This window comes from Pseudomonas sp. S5F11 (assembly GCF_019641515.1).
In the GTDB taxonomy this organism is placed as follows: domain Bacteria; phylum Pseudomonadota; class Gammaproteobacteria; order Pseudomonadales; family Pseudomonadaceae; genus Aquipseudomonas; species Aquipseudomonas rhodesiae.
The window spans coordinates 2,967,997-2,984,991 of the sequence record NZ_JAIFJZ010000001.1 but is presented as its reverse complement, the minus strand read 5'-3'; the positions used below and the strand labels follow the sequence as shown (position 1 = coordinate 2,984,991).

Here is a 16,995-nt window from a genome sequence, read left to right as displayed (position 1 = left end):
GTTGGCGATAAAGGACGGCGATTGTAGCGCAAGCATCAGGCGCCGCGGTTGGTAAAGCAGTGCAGGGCCTTTTCGATGCATTGAGCGGTTTTGCCGAACGCCTGCACGGTGGTTTCCGAGAACGGACCGCCGCCCTGGTCGGCCACCATCAGCATCACGACTTTGCCGTTGCAGCTCAGGGAGCGCAGCAGCAAGTGTTCGCCATTGAACAGGCGGCGCAGGATCGGCGGCAGCAGCGCGGAGAACTGCGCGTGGTTGTCCGGTGTGAAGCGCACCTGGGCGGATTTCTCCAGCAGACGCTGGAGCATTGTGCTGTGGACCACATCCAGGCTCAGGTTGGCGGCATCCTTGGGTAGGCCGTCAACCTGATGCACGCGCAGGGTGCTTTGGGCGCGGTCGGTCATCAACAGCATCACCCGTTGCATGCCGCTGGCGACCAGCGCCTCTTTGGCGCAGGTGGTCAGGTGCATGGCGTTGGCAAAGCGGCTCGGTTCCATCAGCAGTTCGGTGCAGCGGCTGCGCCACACGGCCAGCGCCTCGGCGGTGGGCGGCGGGGCGGGCAGCAAACCACGGTGGATCTTCTGCACATGCCACGGCCAGATCAACGACAGCGCCGGGTGCCAAAGGTCGGGCATCAGCGTGGTGCGGGCGCTGGTCACTGCCTGTTGATGGACTTGCTGCTGCACTTCGGCCAAGGGTTGTTGCAGGTACAGAGCGGTGAGGAATTGCCAGCGCTGAGTGTGCGGGCAGGTCCAGGATTCTTGGGCGGACATCGCTAGGCCATTGGCCAGCAGTACGGTGTTGGCCGGCTGGTTCAGCCAGCGGCGCAGATGGGGGGCGGCGTCCAGCAATTGCTGTTGGTGCAACGGGTCTTCGTCACGGGCGATACGCAGCGCTTTGACCAACATGCGTTGCTCATTCAGCAGCAGGGTATAACCCTGGGATACCCACATTGGCAGGTGCCAGGCTTCGGTCAGGCCGATGCACAAGTCCAGCAGGCGTACGCCGAATAACTGCTGTTCAACCACGCGCGCCGACTCACCCTTGTGGATAACCCGCAGTTCCCATTCTTCCAGCAGCTTGGGATAAGCCACCGCCATCGGCCACAGCGGCGACAAAAACAGCAGGCTGCCCCAATGAATGTCTTGCCACAGTCGCGCCAATCGGCTGCCAAACAGACCGTTGGCTTGCTGCGAGGCGTGCTGACTGACCAACAATAGCTGGCGCAACGCCACGGGAATGTCTTGGTCGGGCACCGACGGCAAGCGTGCCAGCAGTTCCTCGGCGCGCTTGAGGCCCAGGCGGTTGAGTGCCACTTCGAGGTTTTCCGCCGGTTCGGCTAGGCTGCCATGGGTATGGCTGTTGGCCTCGCGCATCACGCTGAGCACCAGCGCCGGGCTGTTTTGCATCAGCTCGGCAATATCTCGCAACGAACTGCGGTTGTCGCGGATGGCTTTGCACACACGGTCATGGCTGGTCTGTGGAACGGGCAGGCGCACCTCGTCCAGACGCTTGATCCAGTCGGGGAGGGAAGCAGGTTTTGCAGTTGGGTCGATTTTTTGTTTGGCCATGGTAGGGGCGCGATCATCACTTGCGGTCAACACGCCCAGAGCGGGCCGAACTGGCTTTTCGCCTTAACGGGCTATAGTCTGGCGCAGTTTTGCCGATAAGTAGAACAAGAGTTTTTCAGTTCCCCCAAATATGTCCATGAACCTGACGGCGCAAGTACTCATCTCCTATGGCTAAAATTATCGGCATCATCGTCGTCCTCGCGAGCGTGCTCGGCGGTTACGTCCTTTCCCACGGTAAGATCGCCGCGCTGATCCAACCTTTCGAAGTGATGATCATCGGCGGGGCGGCATTTGGTGCATTCCTGCAAGCCAACCCTGGGTACATGACCATGCACGTGGTCAAGAAGTCCCTGAGCATGTTCGGCTCGCGCTTCTCCCACACGTTCTATCTGGAAGTGCTGGGCCTGGTCTACGAGATCCTCAACAAGAGCCGCCGCGAAGGCATGATGGCCATCGAGGCCGACATCGAAGACGCCGCCGCCAGCCCGATTTTCGCTAAGTACCCGGCCGTGCTCAAAGACGAGCGCATGACCGCCTATATCTGTGATTACCTGCGCATCATGTCCTCCGGCAACATGGCCCCCCATGAGCTGGAAGGGTTGTTCGACATGGAACTGTTCAGCCTCAAAGAAGAACTGGAGCACCCGTCTCACGCGGTGACCGGCATCGCCGACGGCATGCCCGGCTTCGGTATCGTGGCGGCGGTACTCGGTATCGTGGTGACCATGGCCTCGCTGGGCGAGGGTGATCAGGCGGCCATCGGTATGCACGTAGGTGCGGCCCTGGTGGGTACCTTCTTCGGTATTCTCGCGGCTTACGGGTTCTTCGGTCCGCTGGCGACCTCCCTGGCCCACGACGCCAAGGAAGAGATCAACCTGTACGAATCGATCAAGGCCAGCCTGGTGGCATCCGCTTCCGGCATGCCGCCTTCGCTGGCGGTGGAGTTTGGTCGCAAGGTGCTGTACCCCAAGCATCGCCCAAGCTTCGCCGAGCTGGAACAAGCGGTTCGCGGTCGCTAAGCCATGGAAAACAACCAGCCGATAATCATCAAGCGCGTCAAGCGCTTCGCTGCGGGGCACCATGGTGGTGCCTGGAAAATCGCCTTCGCCGACTTTGCGACGGCGATGATGGCGTTCTTTCTGGTGCTGTGGCTGATGTCTACCGCCACGCCTGAGCAGAAGATCGCCATCGCCGGCTACTTCAAAGACCCCATCGGTTTCTCGGAAAGCGGCACGCCCTTCATCATCGACCTGGGCGGCTCGCCTCAACTGGCGCCTGAACGCACCATCAACCCGGAAGTGAAGACCGAGGCGCCTCAGGAGAAAATCCCGATTGAGCGCGATACGGTCGAGTCCATGGCCGAACAGGTCGAGCAGGAGCGTCTTGAGCTACTGCTGCAGGAGTTGCAGAACAAGGTTGAGGAAAACCCACAACTGCTGAAGTTCAAGGACCAGATTTCTTTCGAGATCACCCCCGAGGGTTTGCGCATCCAGATCACCGACGCCGCCAACCGGCCGATGTTCGATTCCGGCAGTGCGCGTTTGAAGCCGTACTTCGAGGACATCCTGCTGGCCATGGCCGACACCATCAAAGCGGTGCCGAACAAGATCAGCATCAGCGGCCATACCGACGCCAAGCCTTATGCGGGCCAGGGCGACTTCGGCAACTGGGAGCTTTCTGCCAACCGCGCCAACGCGGCCCGTCGTGCCCTGGTGGCCGGCAGCTACCCAGACGCGCAAGTGGCGCGAGTGGTGGGTTTTGCCTCTTCGCAACTGTTTGATGCGAAGGACCCGTTCAACCCGATCAACCGGCGCATTGACATCGTTGTGCTGACCAAAAAGGCTCAGCGTGCGATCGAAGGCGATCAACCCCCGCCGGTGCCGGCTCCAGGCGCTGGCGCGCCAGGTGACGTACCGGCTGACCCGAACGCTATCCCGCCAGGGCAGGAGCCGTTGCCGGCCCATGAACTGCGGCAGAAATTGAATCTGTTCGATGACGGTGGGGTGAAAGACCCGACGGTGCCCAAAGCGGGCTCTTAAGCTGTATATGCAAAGGCCGCGATCATCGCGGCCTTTTCACATCTTCCTCGCAGGGCAAGGAACCGGTCAGTAACTGCTCTCAGGCAAGCTCGCAATGATCGACCGATAGCTGTTCATCCGCTGCTGTTGCACGCGGCCATCTTCCAGGGCCTTGAGCAGGGCACAGCCCGGTTCGCGGTCGTGCTTGCAGTCACGGAAGCGGCAGGTGCCGATCAGATCGTTGAATTCGATAAAGCCGGCTTCCACATCGCTGCGGCTGACGTGGCCGAGGCCGAATTCGCGGATACCTGGGGAGTCGATCAGCTCACCGCCGCCGGGGAAGTGAAACAGTCGCGCGGTGGTGGTGGTGTGGGTGCCCTGGCCGGACAGCTCCGACAGCGGCCCTACTCGGGTGTCGACTTCCGGCAGCAGGCTGTTGACCAGCGACGACTTGCCGACGCCGGACTGGCCTACGAACACGCTGATGCGCCCGTCCAACTGTTGTTGCAGTTGTTCCATGCCATTGCCGTGATGGGCCGAGACTTCCAGCACCGGGTAGCCTAGGGTGCGGTAGACCGCCAACAACGCATTGAGCGCCGGAGCATTCTGTTCGTCGATCAGGTCGAATTTGTTCAACAGCAGCAGTGGGCGAATGCCAGCGTGCTCGGCGGCCACCAGGTAGCGGTCGATCAGGTTGGCATGGGGCTCGGGCAGCGGCGCGAAAACAATCACGATCATGTCGACGTTGGCCGCCACCGGCTTGAGCTGGCCGCGACTGTCGGGGCGGCGCAGTTCAGTGCTGCGGGGCAACTGGGCGACGATCACGCCGATCCCCTGGTTGCCAGCACGCCAGACCACGCGGTCGCCGGTGACCAGCGCCGGCAGGTTGGCGCGCAAGTGACAACGGAACACCTGACCGGCGAGTTCGCCTTCCAGCGCCTCGACTTCGACCTGCACGCCAAAGTGCGCGATCACCAGACCCGTTTGTTCGGGGCCCAAGTCGCCGCCCTCGAGCGCTTCCACGGCGGAGGATTCACGTTTGGCGGCGCGGGCAGCGCGTTCGCCTTGAATCTTTTCGATGCGCCAGTTTTGGCGACGGTTGAGCTGGCGTTTGGCCATTGGTGTTCCGTATCGATAATGCAAAGGTTTGGGTGAAACGGTCGCGAGTCTAGCACGCCCCCGCCTGCTAAACTGCGCAGCTACGCCAAGGTGCCAAGAGAAACGAGCCATGCAAAACCCACAGAACCTGATTTGGATCGATCTGGAAATGACCGGTCTGAACCCCGACACCGACGTCATCATCGAGATGGCGACGATTGTTACCGACAGCAACCTCAATACCTTGGCCGAAGGTCCGGTGATCGCCATCCACCACAGCGATGCGGTGCTAGCCACCATGGATGAGTGGAATACCCGCACCCATGGCAATTCCGGCCTGACCCAGCGCGTGCGCGACAGTCGCATCAGCATGGCCGAGGCTGAAGCCCAGACCATCGCCTTCCTGGAGCAGTGGGTACCCAAGGGCAAGTCGCCGATCTGCGGCAACAGCATCTGCCAGGATCGTCGCTTCCTTTATACCCATATGAAAGCGCTGGAAAGCTACTTCCATTACCGCAACCTGGACGTGTCCACACTCAAGGAACTGGCTGCGCGCTGGGCGCCGGAAGTCAAAGACAGTTTCCACAAGGGCAGCACTCACCTGGCGCTGGACGATATTCGCGAATCGATTGCCGAACTGCAGCATTACCGCAAGCACTTCATCAAGGCTTGAAACGGTTTCTTACCGTGTCCGGGCTTCCTGTGGTGAGCGGGCTTGCCCCGCGCTGGGCTGCGTAGCGGCCCCACTGCTGTTGCCGCATTTTTCCCTATAGATATCGTCGCCAAGTATTTGGGGCTGCTGCGCAGCCCGGCGCGGGGCAAGCCCGCTCACTACAAGGATCGCCACCATGCTGCTGATGCTCTACCTCATTGCCATCACCGCCGAAGCCATGACCGGCGCCTTGTCCGCCGGTCGACGCGGCATGGACTGGTTTGGCGTGGTGTTGATTGCCTGCGTGACGGCGCTGGGGGGCGGTTCGGTGCGGGATGTGTTGCTTGGGCACTACCCGCTGACGTGGGTCAAGCACCCTGAGTACCTGGTGCTGACCTCGGTGGCCGCGCTGGTGACGATCTTTATCGCGCCGCTGATGCGACGCCTGCGCTCGGTATTCCTGGCCCTGGACGCCGTGGGCCTGGTGGCGTTCACCTTGATTGGCTGCATGACCGCCCTGGAAATGGGGCACGGCATGCTGGTGGCGTCGGTCAGCGGTGTGATCACCGGGGTGTTCGGTGGCATTCTGCGGGATATCTTCTGCAACGACATCCCGCTGGTCTTCCGCCGCGAGTTGTACGCCAGCGTGTCGTTCCTCGCCGCTTGGTTCTATCTGTTGTGCCTGCAGCTGGAGCTGCCCGGTGAGCAAGCCATCCTGCTGACGTTGTTCAGTGGCTTTCTATTGCGTCTGCTGGCGATCCGCTTTCACTGGGAAATGCCCAAGTTCGTCTACAACGATGATGTGCACTGACGCTCGGCATGCTGCTTGAGCGCCCATTCCACATGCTCGCGCACCAGCTCCGACGGGTACTCGCGCCGCGCTTTCAGGGCCTCCAGTACCGGAATACTTGATGGCGCATTGCCCAGTCCTACCGCCAGGTTGCGCAGCCAGCGCTCATAACCGGCGCGGCGCAGGGGTGAGCCTTCGGTGCTGCTGAGGAATCTATCCTCGTCCCACATAAACAGTTCGGCCAGCTCTGCGTTATCCAGGTTATGCCGTGGCTGGAAATCGCCTTCGTCAGTGGGGCGAGCGAAACGATTCCACGGACAAACGATCTGACAGTCATCGCAGCCGAAGACGCGATTACCGATCAGTGGGCGCAGGTCTTCCGGGATAGCCGTTTTCAGCTCGATGGTGAGGTACGAGATACAGCGCCGGGCGTCCAGTACATACGGGCCGACGAAGGCATTGGTGGGGCAGATATCCAGGCAGGCGGTGCAGCGTCCGCAGTGCTCGGTGCTATGGGGCGGGTCGACTGGCAAGGGCAAGTCGACGAACAATTCGCTGAGGAAGAAATAACTGCCGGCCTTGCGGTTGAGTACCAGGGTGTTCTTGCCGATCCAGCCCAGGCCGGCTTGCTCGGCGATGGCTTTTTCGAGCACTGGCGCGCTGTCGACGAATGCGCGAAAGCCAAAGGGGCCGATCTGGGACTGGATGCGATCGGCCAGTTGCTGCACGCGTTTGCGGATCAGCTTGTGGTAATCGCGACCCAGGGCATAGCGCGAGATGTAGGCTTTTTCCGGCTGGGCCAGTAGATGCGCCATCTGGGTATCGCCCGGCAGGTAGTCCATGCGCAGCGACACCACGCGCAGGGTGCCGGGTACCAGTTCTTCGGGGTGGGAGCGTTTGCTGCCATGGGCGCCCATGTAATCCATCTCGCCGTGGTAGCCCGCGTCGAGCCAGCGTTGCAGGTGCTGCTCATGCTCGGCGAGGTCCAGGCCGCTGATGCCGACTTGCTGAAAACCCAGCTCGCGGCCCCAGTCTTTGATCGATTGGGCGAGGGCGGGCAGATCGGAGGTAATAGCGGGCATGAGACACGGGAAACCACAGGTTAGATGCGTATAATTCTGCCAGACATCGGAGCTTGAAGACGCATGCCGCAGACAAAACACGAAATAACCGACGTTCAGCCACTGTTGCCCGGCCATTTGCCGACACTGGCTGCGCGTTCCCCTGACGCCCATAAAGGCCAGTTCGGCCACCTGCTGGTGATCGGCGGCGACCTTGGTTTTGGCGGCGCCGCGCTACTGAGCGCTGAAAGTGCCTTGCGCAGTGGTGCGGGCATGGTGTCTCTGGCCACGCGCCTTGAGCACGTGCCCGCGGCGCTGGCCCGTTTGCCGGAAGTCATGACCCTTGGCGTCAATTCCGCCAACCAATTGATGGGCTTGTTGGAAAAGATTTCGGTGATCGTCATTGGGCCTGGCCTGGGTGCTGCCAGTTGGGGCAAAAGTCTGTTGTCTGTCGCGGCCAATGCCCGCCAGCCGCAGGTGTGGGACGCCGACGCGTTGAATCAACTGGCCGACGGCGGTGTAAGCCTGCCGGCCAACTGCGTTATCACCCCGCACCCTGGCGAAGCGGCGCGACTGTTGGGGATCTCGACAGCCGACGTTCAGGCCGACCGTCTTAAGGTGGCGCGCGCGTTGAGCCTGAAATTCAATGCCGTCGCCATTCTTAAGGGCGCAGGCAGTCTGATTGCCTGCCCGGATGGGCGCGTTTCCCGCTGCGATCAAGGCCATCCGGCCATGGCCACCGCAGGGCTGGGCGATGTATTGGCAGGCCTGGTCGGGGCCTTGCTGGCTCAGGGCATGCCCGCGTACGAGGCCAGTTGCCTGGCCGTTTGGCTGCACGCCACGGCTGGGGAACGACAGGGCACCTTGGGTCGCGGGCTCGCCGCCAGTGACCTGATCCCCACCATTCGTCAATTGCTGGAGGAACAGTCACCGTGCCTGAAGTAATTCTTTTTCTGGCCGATGAAGACGCCATGGTTGCGTTGGGCCATCGCCTTGCGCAACTGACGGCCGGCAACGGTCTGATTTTCCTGGAGGGTGACCTGGGGGCCGGCAAGACCACGCTGTCCCGTGGGATAATTCGCGGGTTGGGTCATCAGGGGGCGGTAAAAAGCCCGACGTTCACACTGGTGGAGCCCTACGAGATTGGCGCGGTGCATGCCTTTCACTTCGATCTTTATCGCCTGGTGGACCCTGAAGAATTGGAGTTCATGGGTATCCGTGATTACTTCGATGAAGATGCTTTATGCCTGATCGAATGGCCAGACAAAGGTGCAGGCTTTTTGCCAAAGCCGGACCTGACCATTACCATTACGCCGCATGAGCATGGACGTCAGCTGAAGTTGTTGCCCCAGAGCGCGCGCGCCGAGTCGTGGTGTGCCGCTTTGGCTTTGGAATTCAAATAATTGGTGGGGTTAGGTATGCGCTTTCGCGCGTTGGTTGCTGTCGTAGGGGTGTTGCTTGCGGCAATGACTGTCAATGCTCTGGCTGCTTCACAGGTAAAGAGTGTGCGCCTGTGGCGAGCGCCGGATAACACGCGACTGGTGTTCGACCTGTCTGGGCCGGTCCAGCACAGCGTCTTTACCCTGACGGCGCCTGATCGCCTGGTGATCGACATCAATGGTGCGACCCTGGCCGCGCCGCTGAAAGTCTCCACCGCCAATACCCCGATTACCGCCATGCGCTCGGCACAGCGTACGCCGACCGATCTGCGCGTGGTTATCGACCTGAAAAAAGTCGTGACGCCCAAGAGTTTCTCCCTGGCGCCGAATGCTCAGTACGGCAACCGACTGGTGGTCGACCTGTTTGACAACGCCGCCGACGCCGCGCCGCCGCCCGCGCCGACCCCGAGCGTGGCAACTGTACCGGCGGTGCCGGTCAACCCTTCGCAGCCTCAGGTCAAGCTGCCACCGCCGCCGCCAGCCCCGGCCGGCAAGCGCGACATCATCGTGGTCATCGACGCTGGCCACGGTGGTGAAGACCCGGGCGCATCCGGCTCGCGTGGTCAGCATGAAAAAGACGTGGTGCTGGCCATCGCCCGCGAGTTGCAGCGCCAGGTCAACGGCATGAAAGGCTACCGTGCGGAACTGACCCGCACCGGTGACTACTTCATCCCGTTGCGCGGCCGTACCGAAATTGCGCGTAAGAAAGGCGCCGACCTGTTCGTGTCGATCCACGCCGACGCCGCGCCGTCGACGGCCGCCTTCGGTGCTTCGGTGTTCGCGTTGTCGGACCGTGGTGCCACGTCCGAGACCGCGCGCTGGCTGGCCGACAGTGAAAACCGGTCCGACCTGATCGGCGGAGCTGGCAACGTGTCCCTGGACGACAAGGACAAAATGCTCGCTGGCGTACTATTGGACCTGTCGATGACGGCCTCCCTGACGTCCAGCCTGAACGTCGGCCAGAAAGTATTGAGCAACATTGGGCGCGTCACGTCGTTGCACAAACAGCGTGTAGAACAGGCGGGGTTCATGGTGTTGAAGTCGCCGGATATCCCGTCGATCCTGGTGGAGACTGGCTTTATCTCCAACGCCAACGAAGCGTCCAAACTGGCCAGCGCCAGTCACCAGCAGGCGTTGGCGCGTTCCATCAGCGCTGGCGTGCGCCAGTTCTTCCAGCAGAACCCGCCTCCTGGCACTTACATCGCCTGGCTGCGTGACTCCGGCAAGATCGCCCAAGGCCCGCGTGATCATCGCGTACAGCCCGGCGATACCCTGGCCATGCTGGCGGTGCGTTTCCAGGTATCGCCCGCGACCTTGCGCAATGCGAACAACCTGAAAACCGATGAGTTGAAAGTCGGCCAGGTGTTGACCATCCCAGGCACAGAATTGGCGGCACAGTAATGAGCGAATCAAACCTCACCAGCGGGTCGCGCATTGAATTGCTCAGCCCGCGCCTGGCCAACCAGATCGCTGCGGGCGAAGTGGTGGAACGACCGGCATCGGTGATCAAGGAGTTGCTGGAAAACAGCATCGACTCCGGTGCCAAGCGCATCGATGTGGATGTGGAGCAGGGCGGTGTAAAACTCCTGCGCGTACGTGACGACGGCAGCGGTATTTCCTCCGACGACCTGCCGCTGGCCCTGGCCCGTCACGCCACCAGCAAAATTCGCGATCTGGAAGACCTTGAACGGGTGATGAGCCTGGGCTTTCGCGGTGAGGCCCTGGCGTCCATCAGCTCCGTAGCGCGCCTGACGTTGACCTCGCGCACCCGCAGCGCCGATCAGGCCTGGCAAGTGGAAACCGAAGGGCGCGACATGGCGCCCCGAGTCCAGCCGGCGGCGCATCCGGTGGGCACCTCGGTGGAAGTGCGCGATTTGTTCTTCAACACCCCGGCGCGGCGCAAATTCCTCAAAGCCGAAAAAACCGAATTCGATCACCTGCAGGAAGTCATCAAACGCCTGGCCCTGGCGCGTTTCGATGTGGCGTTTCACCTGCGCCACAACGGCAAGACCATTCTCAGCCTGCACGAAGCCAATGATGACGCCGCCCGTGCGCGTCGAGTCGCGGCGGTGTGCGGCGCGGGCTTCCTGGAGCAGGCGCTGCCGATTGAAATCGAGCGCAACGGCTTGCGTCTGTGGGGCTGGGTGGGCTTGCCGACTTTCTCCCGCAGCCAGGCGGATTTGCAGTATTTCTTTGTGAATGGCCGCGCGGTGCGCGACAAATTGGTGGCCCACGCGGTGCGCCAGGCCTATCGCGACGTGCTGTTCAATGGGCGGCATCCGACGTTTGTGCTGTTTTTCGAGGTCGACCCGTCGGTGGTGGACGTCAACGTGCACCCGACCAAACACGAAGTGCGTTTCCGCGATGGGCGCATGGTGCACGACTTCCTCTATGGCACGTTGCACCGCGCACTGGGCGATGTGCGCCCGGATGACCAACTGGCGGCGCCAATCGTAACGGCGGTGGTGCGGCCAAGTGGGCCCGAGGCCGGTGAATTCGGCCCCCAGGGGGAAATGAGCCTGGCAGGCAACCTGCTGCAATCGCCGCAACCGCAGCCGGCTTACACAGCACCGAACGCCGGCTCGGGGGCAGGTTATCAATATCAATACACACCGCGTCCGCAGTCAGCGGTGCCGGTGGCCGAGGCTCAGGCCGCCTATCGCGAATTCTTTGCGCCGTTGCCGGGCGCGCAGCCGAGTGCGGCTGCCTTGCCCGAAGGCGGCGGTGATATTCCGCCGCTGGGTTATGCGTTGGCGCAGCTCAAAGGTATCTACATCCTGGCGGAAAATGCCCATGGCCTGGTGCTGGTCGATATGCACGCCGCCCATGAGCGAATCATGTATGAGCGGCTAAAGGTCGCCATGGCCAGCGAAGGTCTCAGCGGCCAGCCGTTGCTGGTGCCCGAATCCCTGGCGGTCAGCCAGCGTGAGGCCGATTGCGCTGAAGAGCATCACGAGGTTTTCCAGAAACTGGGCTTTGAGCTGCAGCGCCTGGGGCCGGAAACCCTTGCGATCCGGCAGATCCCGGCGCTGCTCAAGCAGGCCGAGGCCAACCGGCTGGTCGCCGATGTGTTGGCGGACCTGATGGAGTACGGCACTAGCGACCGCATTCAGGCCCACATCAACGAATTGCTGGGTACCATGGCCTGCCATGGTGCAATCCGCGCCAACCGCCGCCTGGCGTTGCCGGAAATGAACGGGCTACTGCGCGACATGGAAAACACCGAGCGCAGCGGGCAGTGCAACCATGGCCGACCGACCTGGACCCAGATGGGCCTGGACGATCTGGACAAACTGTTCCTGCGCGGTCGTTGATGAGTGCCTTGCCCCCCGCAATCTTCCTGATGGGCCCCACGGCCGCCGGTAAGACCGATCTCGCTATCGAGCTGACCAAGGTGCTGCCATGCGAGTTGATCAGCGTCGACTCTGCCCTGGTTTACCGGGACATGGACATCGGCACGGCCAAGCCCTCCAAGGCGTTGCTCGCGCAGCATCCGCACCGGCTGATCGACATCATTGACCCCGCCGAGAGTTATTCGGCGGCGGATTTTCGCACCGATGCCCTGGCCGCCATGGCTGAGAGCACCGCACGGGGCAATATTCCCCTGCTGGTGGGCGGCACGATGCTCTATTACAAGGCTTTGCAGGAAGGTCTGGCGGATATGCCGCCAGCGGACGCCCAGGTGCGCGCCGAGCTTGAAGACGAAGCTGCACGCCTTGGCTGGCAAGCCCTGCATGATCAGTTGGCAGCGGTAGATCCGGTGTCGGCGGCGCGCATTCATCCTAATGACCCGCAGCGCCTCACGCGGGCACTGGAAGTCTGGCGTGTCAGCGGGCTGACCATGACCGAGCATCGGCAGCGACAATCTGCGCAAAGTGCTGATGCAGGCGCATCTGGGCAGTCACAATTGCCCTATACTGTGGCCAATCTGGCTATCGCTCCGGCAAATCGCCAGGTGCTGCATGAACGAATTGCACAAAGATTCACAATTATGTTGGAACAGGGGTTTGTGGAGGAGGTCGTAGCACTGCGTTCCAGAGGTGACCTGCATCCAGGGTTGCCTTCGATACGTGCTGTAGGCTATCGCCAAGTCTGGGATCATCTGGATGGCAAGCTGACGTCAGCCGAAATGCAGGAGCGCGGCATCATCGCCACGCGCCAATTGGCGAAACGCCAGTTCACCTGGTTGCGCAGTTGGAGCGATTTGCACTGGCTGGACAGTCTGGACAGCGACAATCTGTCACGCGCCTTGAAATACTTGGGAACGGTCTCCATATTGAGCTGAGTCCTTGCAATTGCCGTCTATCCTTGGGGGTGTGACGGTTAAAGCTTTCTATTTTCTGATTTTTATTATTGATCCTTAAAGGAGTGCGGCACATGTCAAAAGGGCATTCGCTACAAGACCCTTACTTGAATACCTTACGTAAAGAGAAAGTGGGGGTTTCCATCTATCTGGTCAACGGTATCAAGTTGCAAGGTACGATTGAGTCGTTCGACCAGTTCGTGATCCTGTTGAAAAACACCGTCAGCCAGATGGTTTACAAACACGCTATCTCGACAGTCGTCCCTGTTCGCCCGATCCGCCTGCCTAGCGCAGCGGGTGACGAACAAGCTGACGCTGAGCCAGGTAACGCCTGATAGGAGTCTCCTTTGTTCTTTGAGCGCCACGGTGGTGGTGAGCGAGTAATCCTCGTTCACTTGGATGGACAGGACCCTGAGGCGCGCGAAGATCCGCAGGAGTTTCAGGAGCTGGCAAATTCGGCCGGCGCCGAGACCGTTGCGTTTTTTAACGTGCCGCGTCATCGGCCAACCGCCAAATACCTGATCGGCAGCGGCAAGGTCGAGGAATTGCGCGACCTGGTCCACGCCGAAGAAGCCGATCTGGTGATCTTCAATCACACCCTCACGCCCAGTCAGGAACGCAACCTCGAACGTGTTTTCGAGTGTCGCGTGATTGATCGCACCGGTCTGATTCTCGATATCTTCGCCCAACGCGCCCGTACCCATGAAGGTAAGCTTCAGGTCGAATTGGCCCAGCTTGACCACATGAGTACGCGTCTGGTGCGCGGCTGGACTCACCTTGAGCGACAGGGTGGCGGTATCGGCATGCGTGGGCCGGGTGAAACCCAACTCGAAACCGACCGCCGCCTGCTGCGGGTTCGCCTGCGTCAGATCAAGGGGCGGCTGGAGAAAGTCCGCAGCCAGCGCGAGCAGTCGCGCCGTGGGCGTTCGCGTGCGGATATTCCCACCGTGTCTCTGGTGGGCTACACCAACGCCGGCAAGTCCACGCTATTCAACAACGTGACCAAGTCAGACGTGTATGCGGCCGACCAGCTGTTCGCCACCCTCGATCCTACTTTACGCCGTCTGGATCTGGCCGACCTGGGGCCGATCGTGTTGGCCGATACCGTGGGTTTTATTCGTCACTTGCCGCACAAGCTGGTCGAGGCATTTAGGTCTACGCTCGAAGAGTCGAGCAACTCCGACTTGCTGCTGCATGTAATCGATGCTGCCGAGCCGGATCGCATGTTGCAGATCGAGCAGGTGATGCTGGTGCTGGGCGAGATTGGTGCCCAGGACTTGCCGATCCTCGAGGTGTATAACAAACTCGATTTGCTTGAAGGCGTGGAGCCGCAAATCCAGCGCGATGAGAACGGCAAGCCCCAGCGGGTCTGGCTGTCGGCGCGCGATGGCAGTGGCCTGGAGCTGCTTGAACAAGCGATTGCCGAGTTGCTCGGCAGTGATTTGTTTGTCGGCACCTTGCGCTTGCCCCAGCGTTTTGCTCGACTGCGTGCACAGTTTTTCGAGCTGGGCGCGGTACAGAAAGAAGAACACGACGAAGAAGGTGTGAGCTTGCTGGCTGTTCGATTGCCGCGCTCGGAGCTGAATCGGCTGGTCAGCCGTGAAGGTGTGGTGCCGACAGAGTTCATCGAACAACACACTTTGCAATAAAAGCCTCCGAAAGCGGTTGTGCCGCAGTAGCAGGCATTCTGTAGCATTGGTCGGCGCGCCGTGGGTGCGTCTTTGCTTTATCAGATGGAGAGCGCTATGGCTTGGAATGAGCCGGGTGGCAACTCGAATAATCAGGATCCGTGGGGTGGTAAGCGCCGCAATAATGGCGACCGCAAGGGGCCACCAGATCTCGACGAGGCCTTCCGAAAGCTGCAGGAAAGCCTGAATGGGTTGTTCGGTGGTGGAAAAAAACGTGGTGGTGACGACGGCGGTCGCGCGGGCAAGGGCGGTGGCTATGGCCTGCTCGGCTTGGGCCTTGTGGTGCTGGCGGCTGTCTGGCTGTACAGCGCGGTCTACGTGGTGGACGAGCAGGAGCAGGCCGTGGTGCTGCGCTTCGGCAAGTACTACGAGACTGTTGGTCCGGGCCTGAATATCTATTTCCCGCCGATCGACAAGAAGTACATGGAGAACGTCACGCGTGAGCGTGCCTACACCAAGCAGGGCCAGATGCTGACCGAAGACGAGAATATCGTCGAAGTTCCGCTGACCGTGCAGTACAAGATCAGCAACCTGCAGGACTTCGTGCTGAACGTTGATCAGCCGGAAATCAGCCTGCAACACGCAACCGAAAGTGCACTGCGCCATGTGGTGGGCTCCACCGCCATGGATCAGGTGCTCACCGAAGGTCGTGAGCTGATGGCCAGCGAGATCAAAGAGCGCCTGCAACGGTTCCTCGATACCTACCGCACCGGTATCACCGTCACCCAGGTGAACGTACAGAGCGCAGCGGCACCGCGTGAAGTACAGGAAGCCTTCGACGACGTGATCCGTGCCCGTGAGGACGAACAGCGTTCGCGCAACCAGGCTGAAACCTACGCCAACGGCGTCGTGCCGGAAGCCCGTGGTCAAGCTCAACGCATCATCGAAGATGCCAACGGTTATCGCGACGAAGTAGTGTCTCGCGCCAAGGGTGAGGCTGATCGCTTTACCAAGCTGGTGGCCGAGTACCGCAAGGCGCCCGAGGTTACCCGCGAGCGTCTGTACCTGGACACCATGCAGGAAGTTTTCAGCAATACCAGCAAGGTTCTCGTGACCGGCAGCAAGGGTGGGCAGAACAATCTGCTGTACCTGCCGCTGGACAAGATGATCGAAGGTGGTCGTAACAGCACCAGCGCGCCGTCTACCGGTTCCACTGCCGCTGCCAATGAAGCGAGCGCCCGTGCGGCTGCTGACTTGCTGCAACAGCAAACACGTACCAGGGAGAGTCGTTGATGAGCAATAAATCGCTGACCGCCCTGATTGTGGGCGTCGTCGTGGTCATCGCTGCCTGGAACTGCTTCTACATCGTGGCTCAGACCGAGCGTGCGGTGCTGCTGCAATTCGGTCGCGTGGTCCAGGCGGATGTCCAGCCGGGTCTGCATGTGAAAGTCCCCTACGTCAACCAGGTGCGCAAGTTCGATGCACGCCTGATGACTCTGGATGCACCGACACAGCGCTTCCTGACCCTGGAAAAGAAAGCCGTGATGGTTGACGCCTACGCCAAGTGGCGCGTCAAGGACGCCGAGCGCTTCTACACCGCAACTTCCGGTCTCAAGCAGATTGCCGACGAACGTTTGTCGCGTCGTCTGGAATCGGGCCTGCGTGACCAGTTTGGTAAGCGCACCTTGCACGAGGTGGTGTCCGGTGAACGTGATGCGCTGATGGCGGATATCACGGCCTCGCTGAACAAGATGGCGGAAAAAGAACTGGGCATCGAAGTGATCGATGTTCGGGTCAAGGCCATCGACCTGCCGAAGGAAGTAAACCGCAGCGTGTTCGAGCGTATGAGCACCGAGCGTGAGCGTGAAGCGCGTGAGCATCGCGCCAAGGGTAACGAGTTGGCCGAGGGTATCCGCGCGGATGCCGATCGTCAGCGTCGTGTACTGCTGGCCGAAGCCTATCGCGAGTCTGAAGAGGCCCGTGGTGATGGCGACGCTCAAGCTGCGGCGATCTACGCCAAGGCCTACGGTCAGGACCAGGAGTTCTACGCGTTCTATCGCAGCCTGCGTGCCTACCGTGAAAGCTTCGCGAACAAAACCGACGTCATGGTGCTGGACCCAAGCAGCGATTTCTTTCGCTACCTGGAAAAAGCCAAGTAAGCGCCTGTGACTGCGTAGGGCACACTCCGTCGGGCGGGTAAAACGCCTGGCGGGGTGATCCTTTCAGAAAACGGGTGTATGATGCGGCAGCCGGGAAATTCCCGGCTTTTTTGCGTCTGCATGTTTGATTCGGCAGGCGTGACAGGTTTTTCGAGGAAAGTGCCCGACGAGGCCGCTGGCAGGCCGTTCGTCACGTCGCTCTTGCGCGTGGTTTATGCAGGCGGCGGGCATTTTCTGCTTCACTCAAGGCTCGGCCGAGGGCTGGCCGCCCGGATC

The 16,995-nt window shown here is 61.0% G+C and carries 16 protein-coding genes; 13 read left to right on the top strand and 3 right to left on the bottom strand.

Going from position 1 to position 16,995, the window contains the following annotated elements; all coding sequences use genetic code 11:
- Positions 1 to 35 precede the first annotated feature (35 nt).
- The gene (locus K1567_RS13570; RefSeq protein ID WP_034095592.1) at positions 36 to 1,571 is read right to left on the bottom strand and encodes an HDOD domain-containing protein; all 1,536 of its coding nucleotides are present in this window, start codon (positions 1,569 to 1,571) and stop codon (positions 36 to 38) included.
- A 167-nt stretch (positions 1,572 to 1,738) separates the two neighbouring features.
- Between K1567_RS13570 and motA the strand changes: the two genes are divergently transcribed.
- Together motA and motB are read left to right on the top strand one after the other, a co-directional pair.
- Complete coding sequence (gene motA / locus K1567_RS13565) at positions 1,739 to 2,590, top strand: flagellar motor stator protein MotA (protein ID WP_034095593.1); 852 nt, start codon at positions 1,739 to 1,741, stop codon at positions 2,588 to 2,590.
- A gap of 3 nt (positions 2,591 to 2,593) precedes the next feature.
- Positions 2,594 to 3,610 carry a flagellar motor protein MotB gene (gene motB / locus K1567_RS13560; protein WP_034095594.1) on the top strand — a complete coding sequence of 339 codons (1,017 nt, stop codon included), beginning with the start codon at positions 2,594 to 2,596 and terminating at the stop codon, positions 3,608 to 3,610.
- Between the two features lie 66 nt (positions 3,611 to 3,676).
- Here motB and rsgA read toward each other — a convergent pair whose 3' ends face one another.
- Entirely contained in the window at positions 3,677 to 4,708 is a 1,032-nt protein-coding gene (gene rsgA / locus K1567_RS13555) for a small ribosomal subunit biogenesis GTPase RsgA (RefSeq protein WP_034111514.1), read from the bottom strand.
- Between the two features lie 109 nt (positions 4,709 to 4,817).
- On the opposite strand from rsgA, the gene orn reads away from it, so the two are divergent.
- Both orn and K1567_RS13545 read left to right on the top strand, forming a co-directional pair.
- Positions 4,818 to 5,360, top strand: coding sequence for an oligoribonuclease (gene orn / locus K1567_RS13550; protein WP_034095596.1), 543 nt, complete (start codon positions 4,818 to 4,820; stop codon positions 5,358 to 5,360).
- Positions 5,361 to 5,535: 175 nt separating this feature from the next.
- Complete coding sequence (locus K1567_RS13545; protein ID WP_034111516.1) at positions 5,536 to 6,150, top strand: trimeric intracellular cation channel family protein; 615 nt, start codon at positions 5,536 to 5,538, stop codon at positions 6,148 to 6,150.
- Here K1567_RS13545 and queG read toward each other — a convergent pair.
- The gene (queG, locus tag K1567_RS13540; protein WP_034111518.1) at positions 6,129 to 7,211 is read right to left on the bottom strand and encodes a tRNA epoxyqueuosine(34) reductase QueG; all 1,083 of its coding nucleotides are present in this window, start codon (positions 7,209 to 7,211) and stop codon (positions 6,129 to 6,131) included. The two genes, K1567_RS13545 and queG, sit on opposite strands and share 22 nt — an antisense overlap.
- A gap of 63 nt (positions 7,212 to 7,274) precedes the next feature.
- Here queG and K1567_RS13535 point away from each other — a divergent pair, with 63 nt between their 5' ends.
- From K1567_RS13535 to hflC, 9 genes are all read left to right on the top strand, one after another.
- On the top strand, positions 7,275 to 8,135 hold the full coding sequence (locus K1567_RS13535) for an NAD(P)H-hydrate dehydratase (protein ID WP_099313056.1): 861 nt from the start codon (positions 7,275 to 7,277) through the stop codon (positions 8,133 to 8,135).
- The gene (tsaE, locus tag K1567_RS13530) at positions 8,123 to 8,593 is read left to right on the top strand and encodes a tRNA (adenosine(37)-N6)-threonylcarbamoyltransferase complex ATPase subunit type 1 TsaE (protein ID WP_034111521.1); all 471 of its coding nucleotides are present in this window, start codon (positions 8,123 to 8,125) and stop codon (positions 8,591 to 8,593) included. The genes K1567_RS13535 and tsaE overlap by 13 nt, the downstream gene beginning before the upstream one ends.
- 15 nt (positions 8,594 to 8,608) lie before the next feature.
- Positions 8,609 to 10,030 carry an N-acetylmuramoyl-L-alanine amidase gene (locus K1567_RS13525; RefSeq protein WP_034095601.1) on the top strand — a complete coding sequence of 474 codons (1,422 nt, stop codon included), beginning with the start codon at positions 8,609 to 8,611 and terminating at the stop codon, positions 10,028 to 10,030.
- Positions 10,030 to 11,943: a DNA mismatch repair endonuclease MutL gene (gene mutL, locus K1567_RS13520; protein ID WP_034136654.1), complete on the top strand. Its 1,914-nt coding sequence runs from the start codon at positions 10,030 to 10,032 to the stop codon at positions 11,941 to 11,943. The genes K1567_RS13525 and mutL overlap by 1 nt, the downstream gene beginning before the upstream one ends.
- Positions 11,943 to 12,914 carry a tRNA (adenosine(37)-N6)-dimethylallyltransferase MiaA gene (gene miaA / locus K1567_RS13515; protein ID WP_047881407.1) on the top strand — a complete coding sequence of 324 codons (972 nt, stop codon included), beginning with the start codon at positions 11,943 to 11,945 and terminating at the stop codon, positions 12,912 to 12,914. The genes mutL and miaA overlap by 1 nt, the downstream gene beginning before the upstream one ends.
- Positions 12,915 to 13,006: 92 nt before the next feature.
- Positions 13,007 to 13,267 carry an RNA chaperone Hfq gene (gene hfq, locus K1567_RS13510; protein WP_034095604.1) on the top strand — a complete coding sequence of 87 codons (261 nt, stop codon included), beginning with the start codon at positions 13,007 to 13,009 and terminating at the stop codon, positions 13,265 to 13,267.
- 12 nt (positions 13,268 to 13,279) lie between these two features.
- On the top strand, positions 13,280 to 14,581 hold the full coding sequence (gene hflX, locus K1567_RS13505) for a ribosome rescue GTPase HflX (protein WP_034095605.1): 1,302 nt from the start codon (positions 13,280 to 13,282) through the stop codon (positions 14,579 to 14,581).
- Between the two features lie 96 nt (positions 14,582 to 14,677).
- Complete coding sequence (hflK, locus tag K1567_RS13500) at positions 14,678 to 15,853, top strand: FtsH protease activity modulator HflK (protein WP_169902912.1); 1,176 nt, start codon at positions 14,678 to 14,680, stop codon at positions 15,851 to 15,853.
- Positions 15,853 to 16,719 carry a protease modulator HflC gene (gene hflC / locus K1567_RS13495; RefSeq protein ID WP_034095607.1) on the top strand — a complete coding sequence of 289 codons (867 nt, stop codon included), beginning with the start codon at positions 15,853 to 15,855 and terminating at the stop codon, positions 16,717 to 16,719. The genes hflK and hflC overlap by 1 nt, the downstream gene beginning before the upstream one ends.
- Positions 16,720 to 16,995 lie beyond the last annotated feature (276 nt).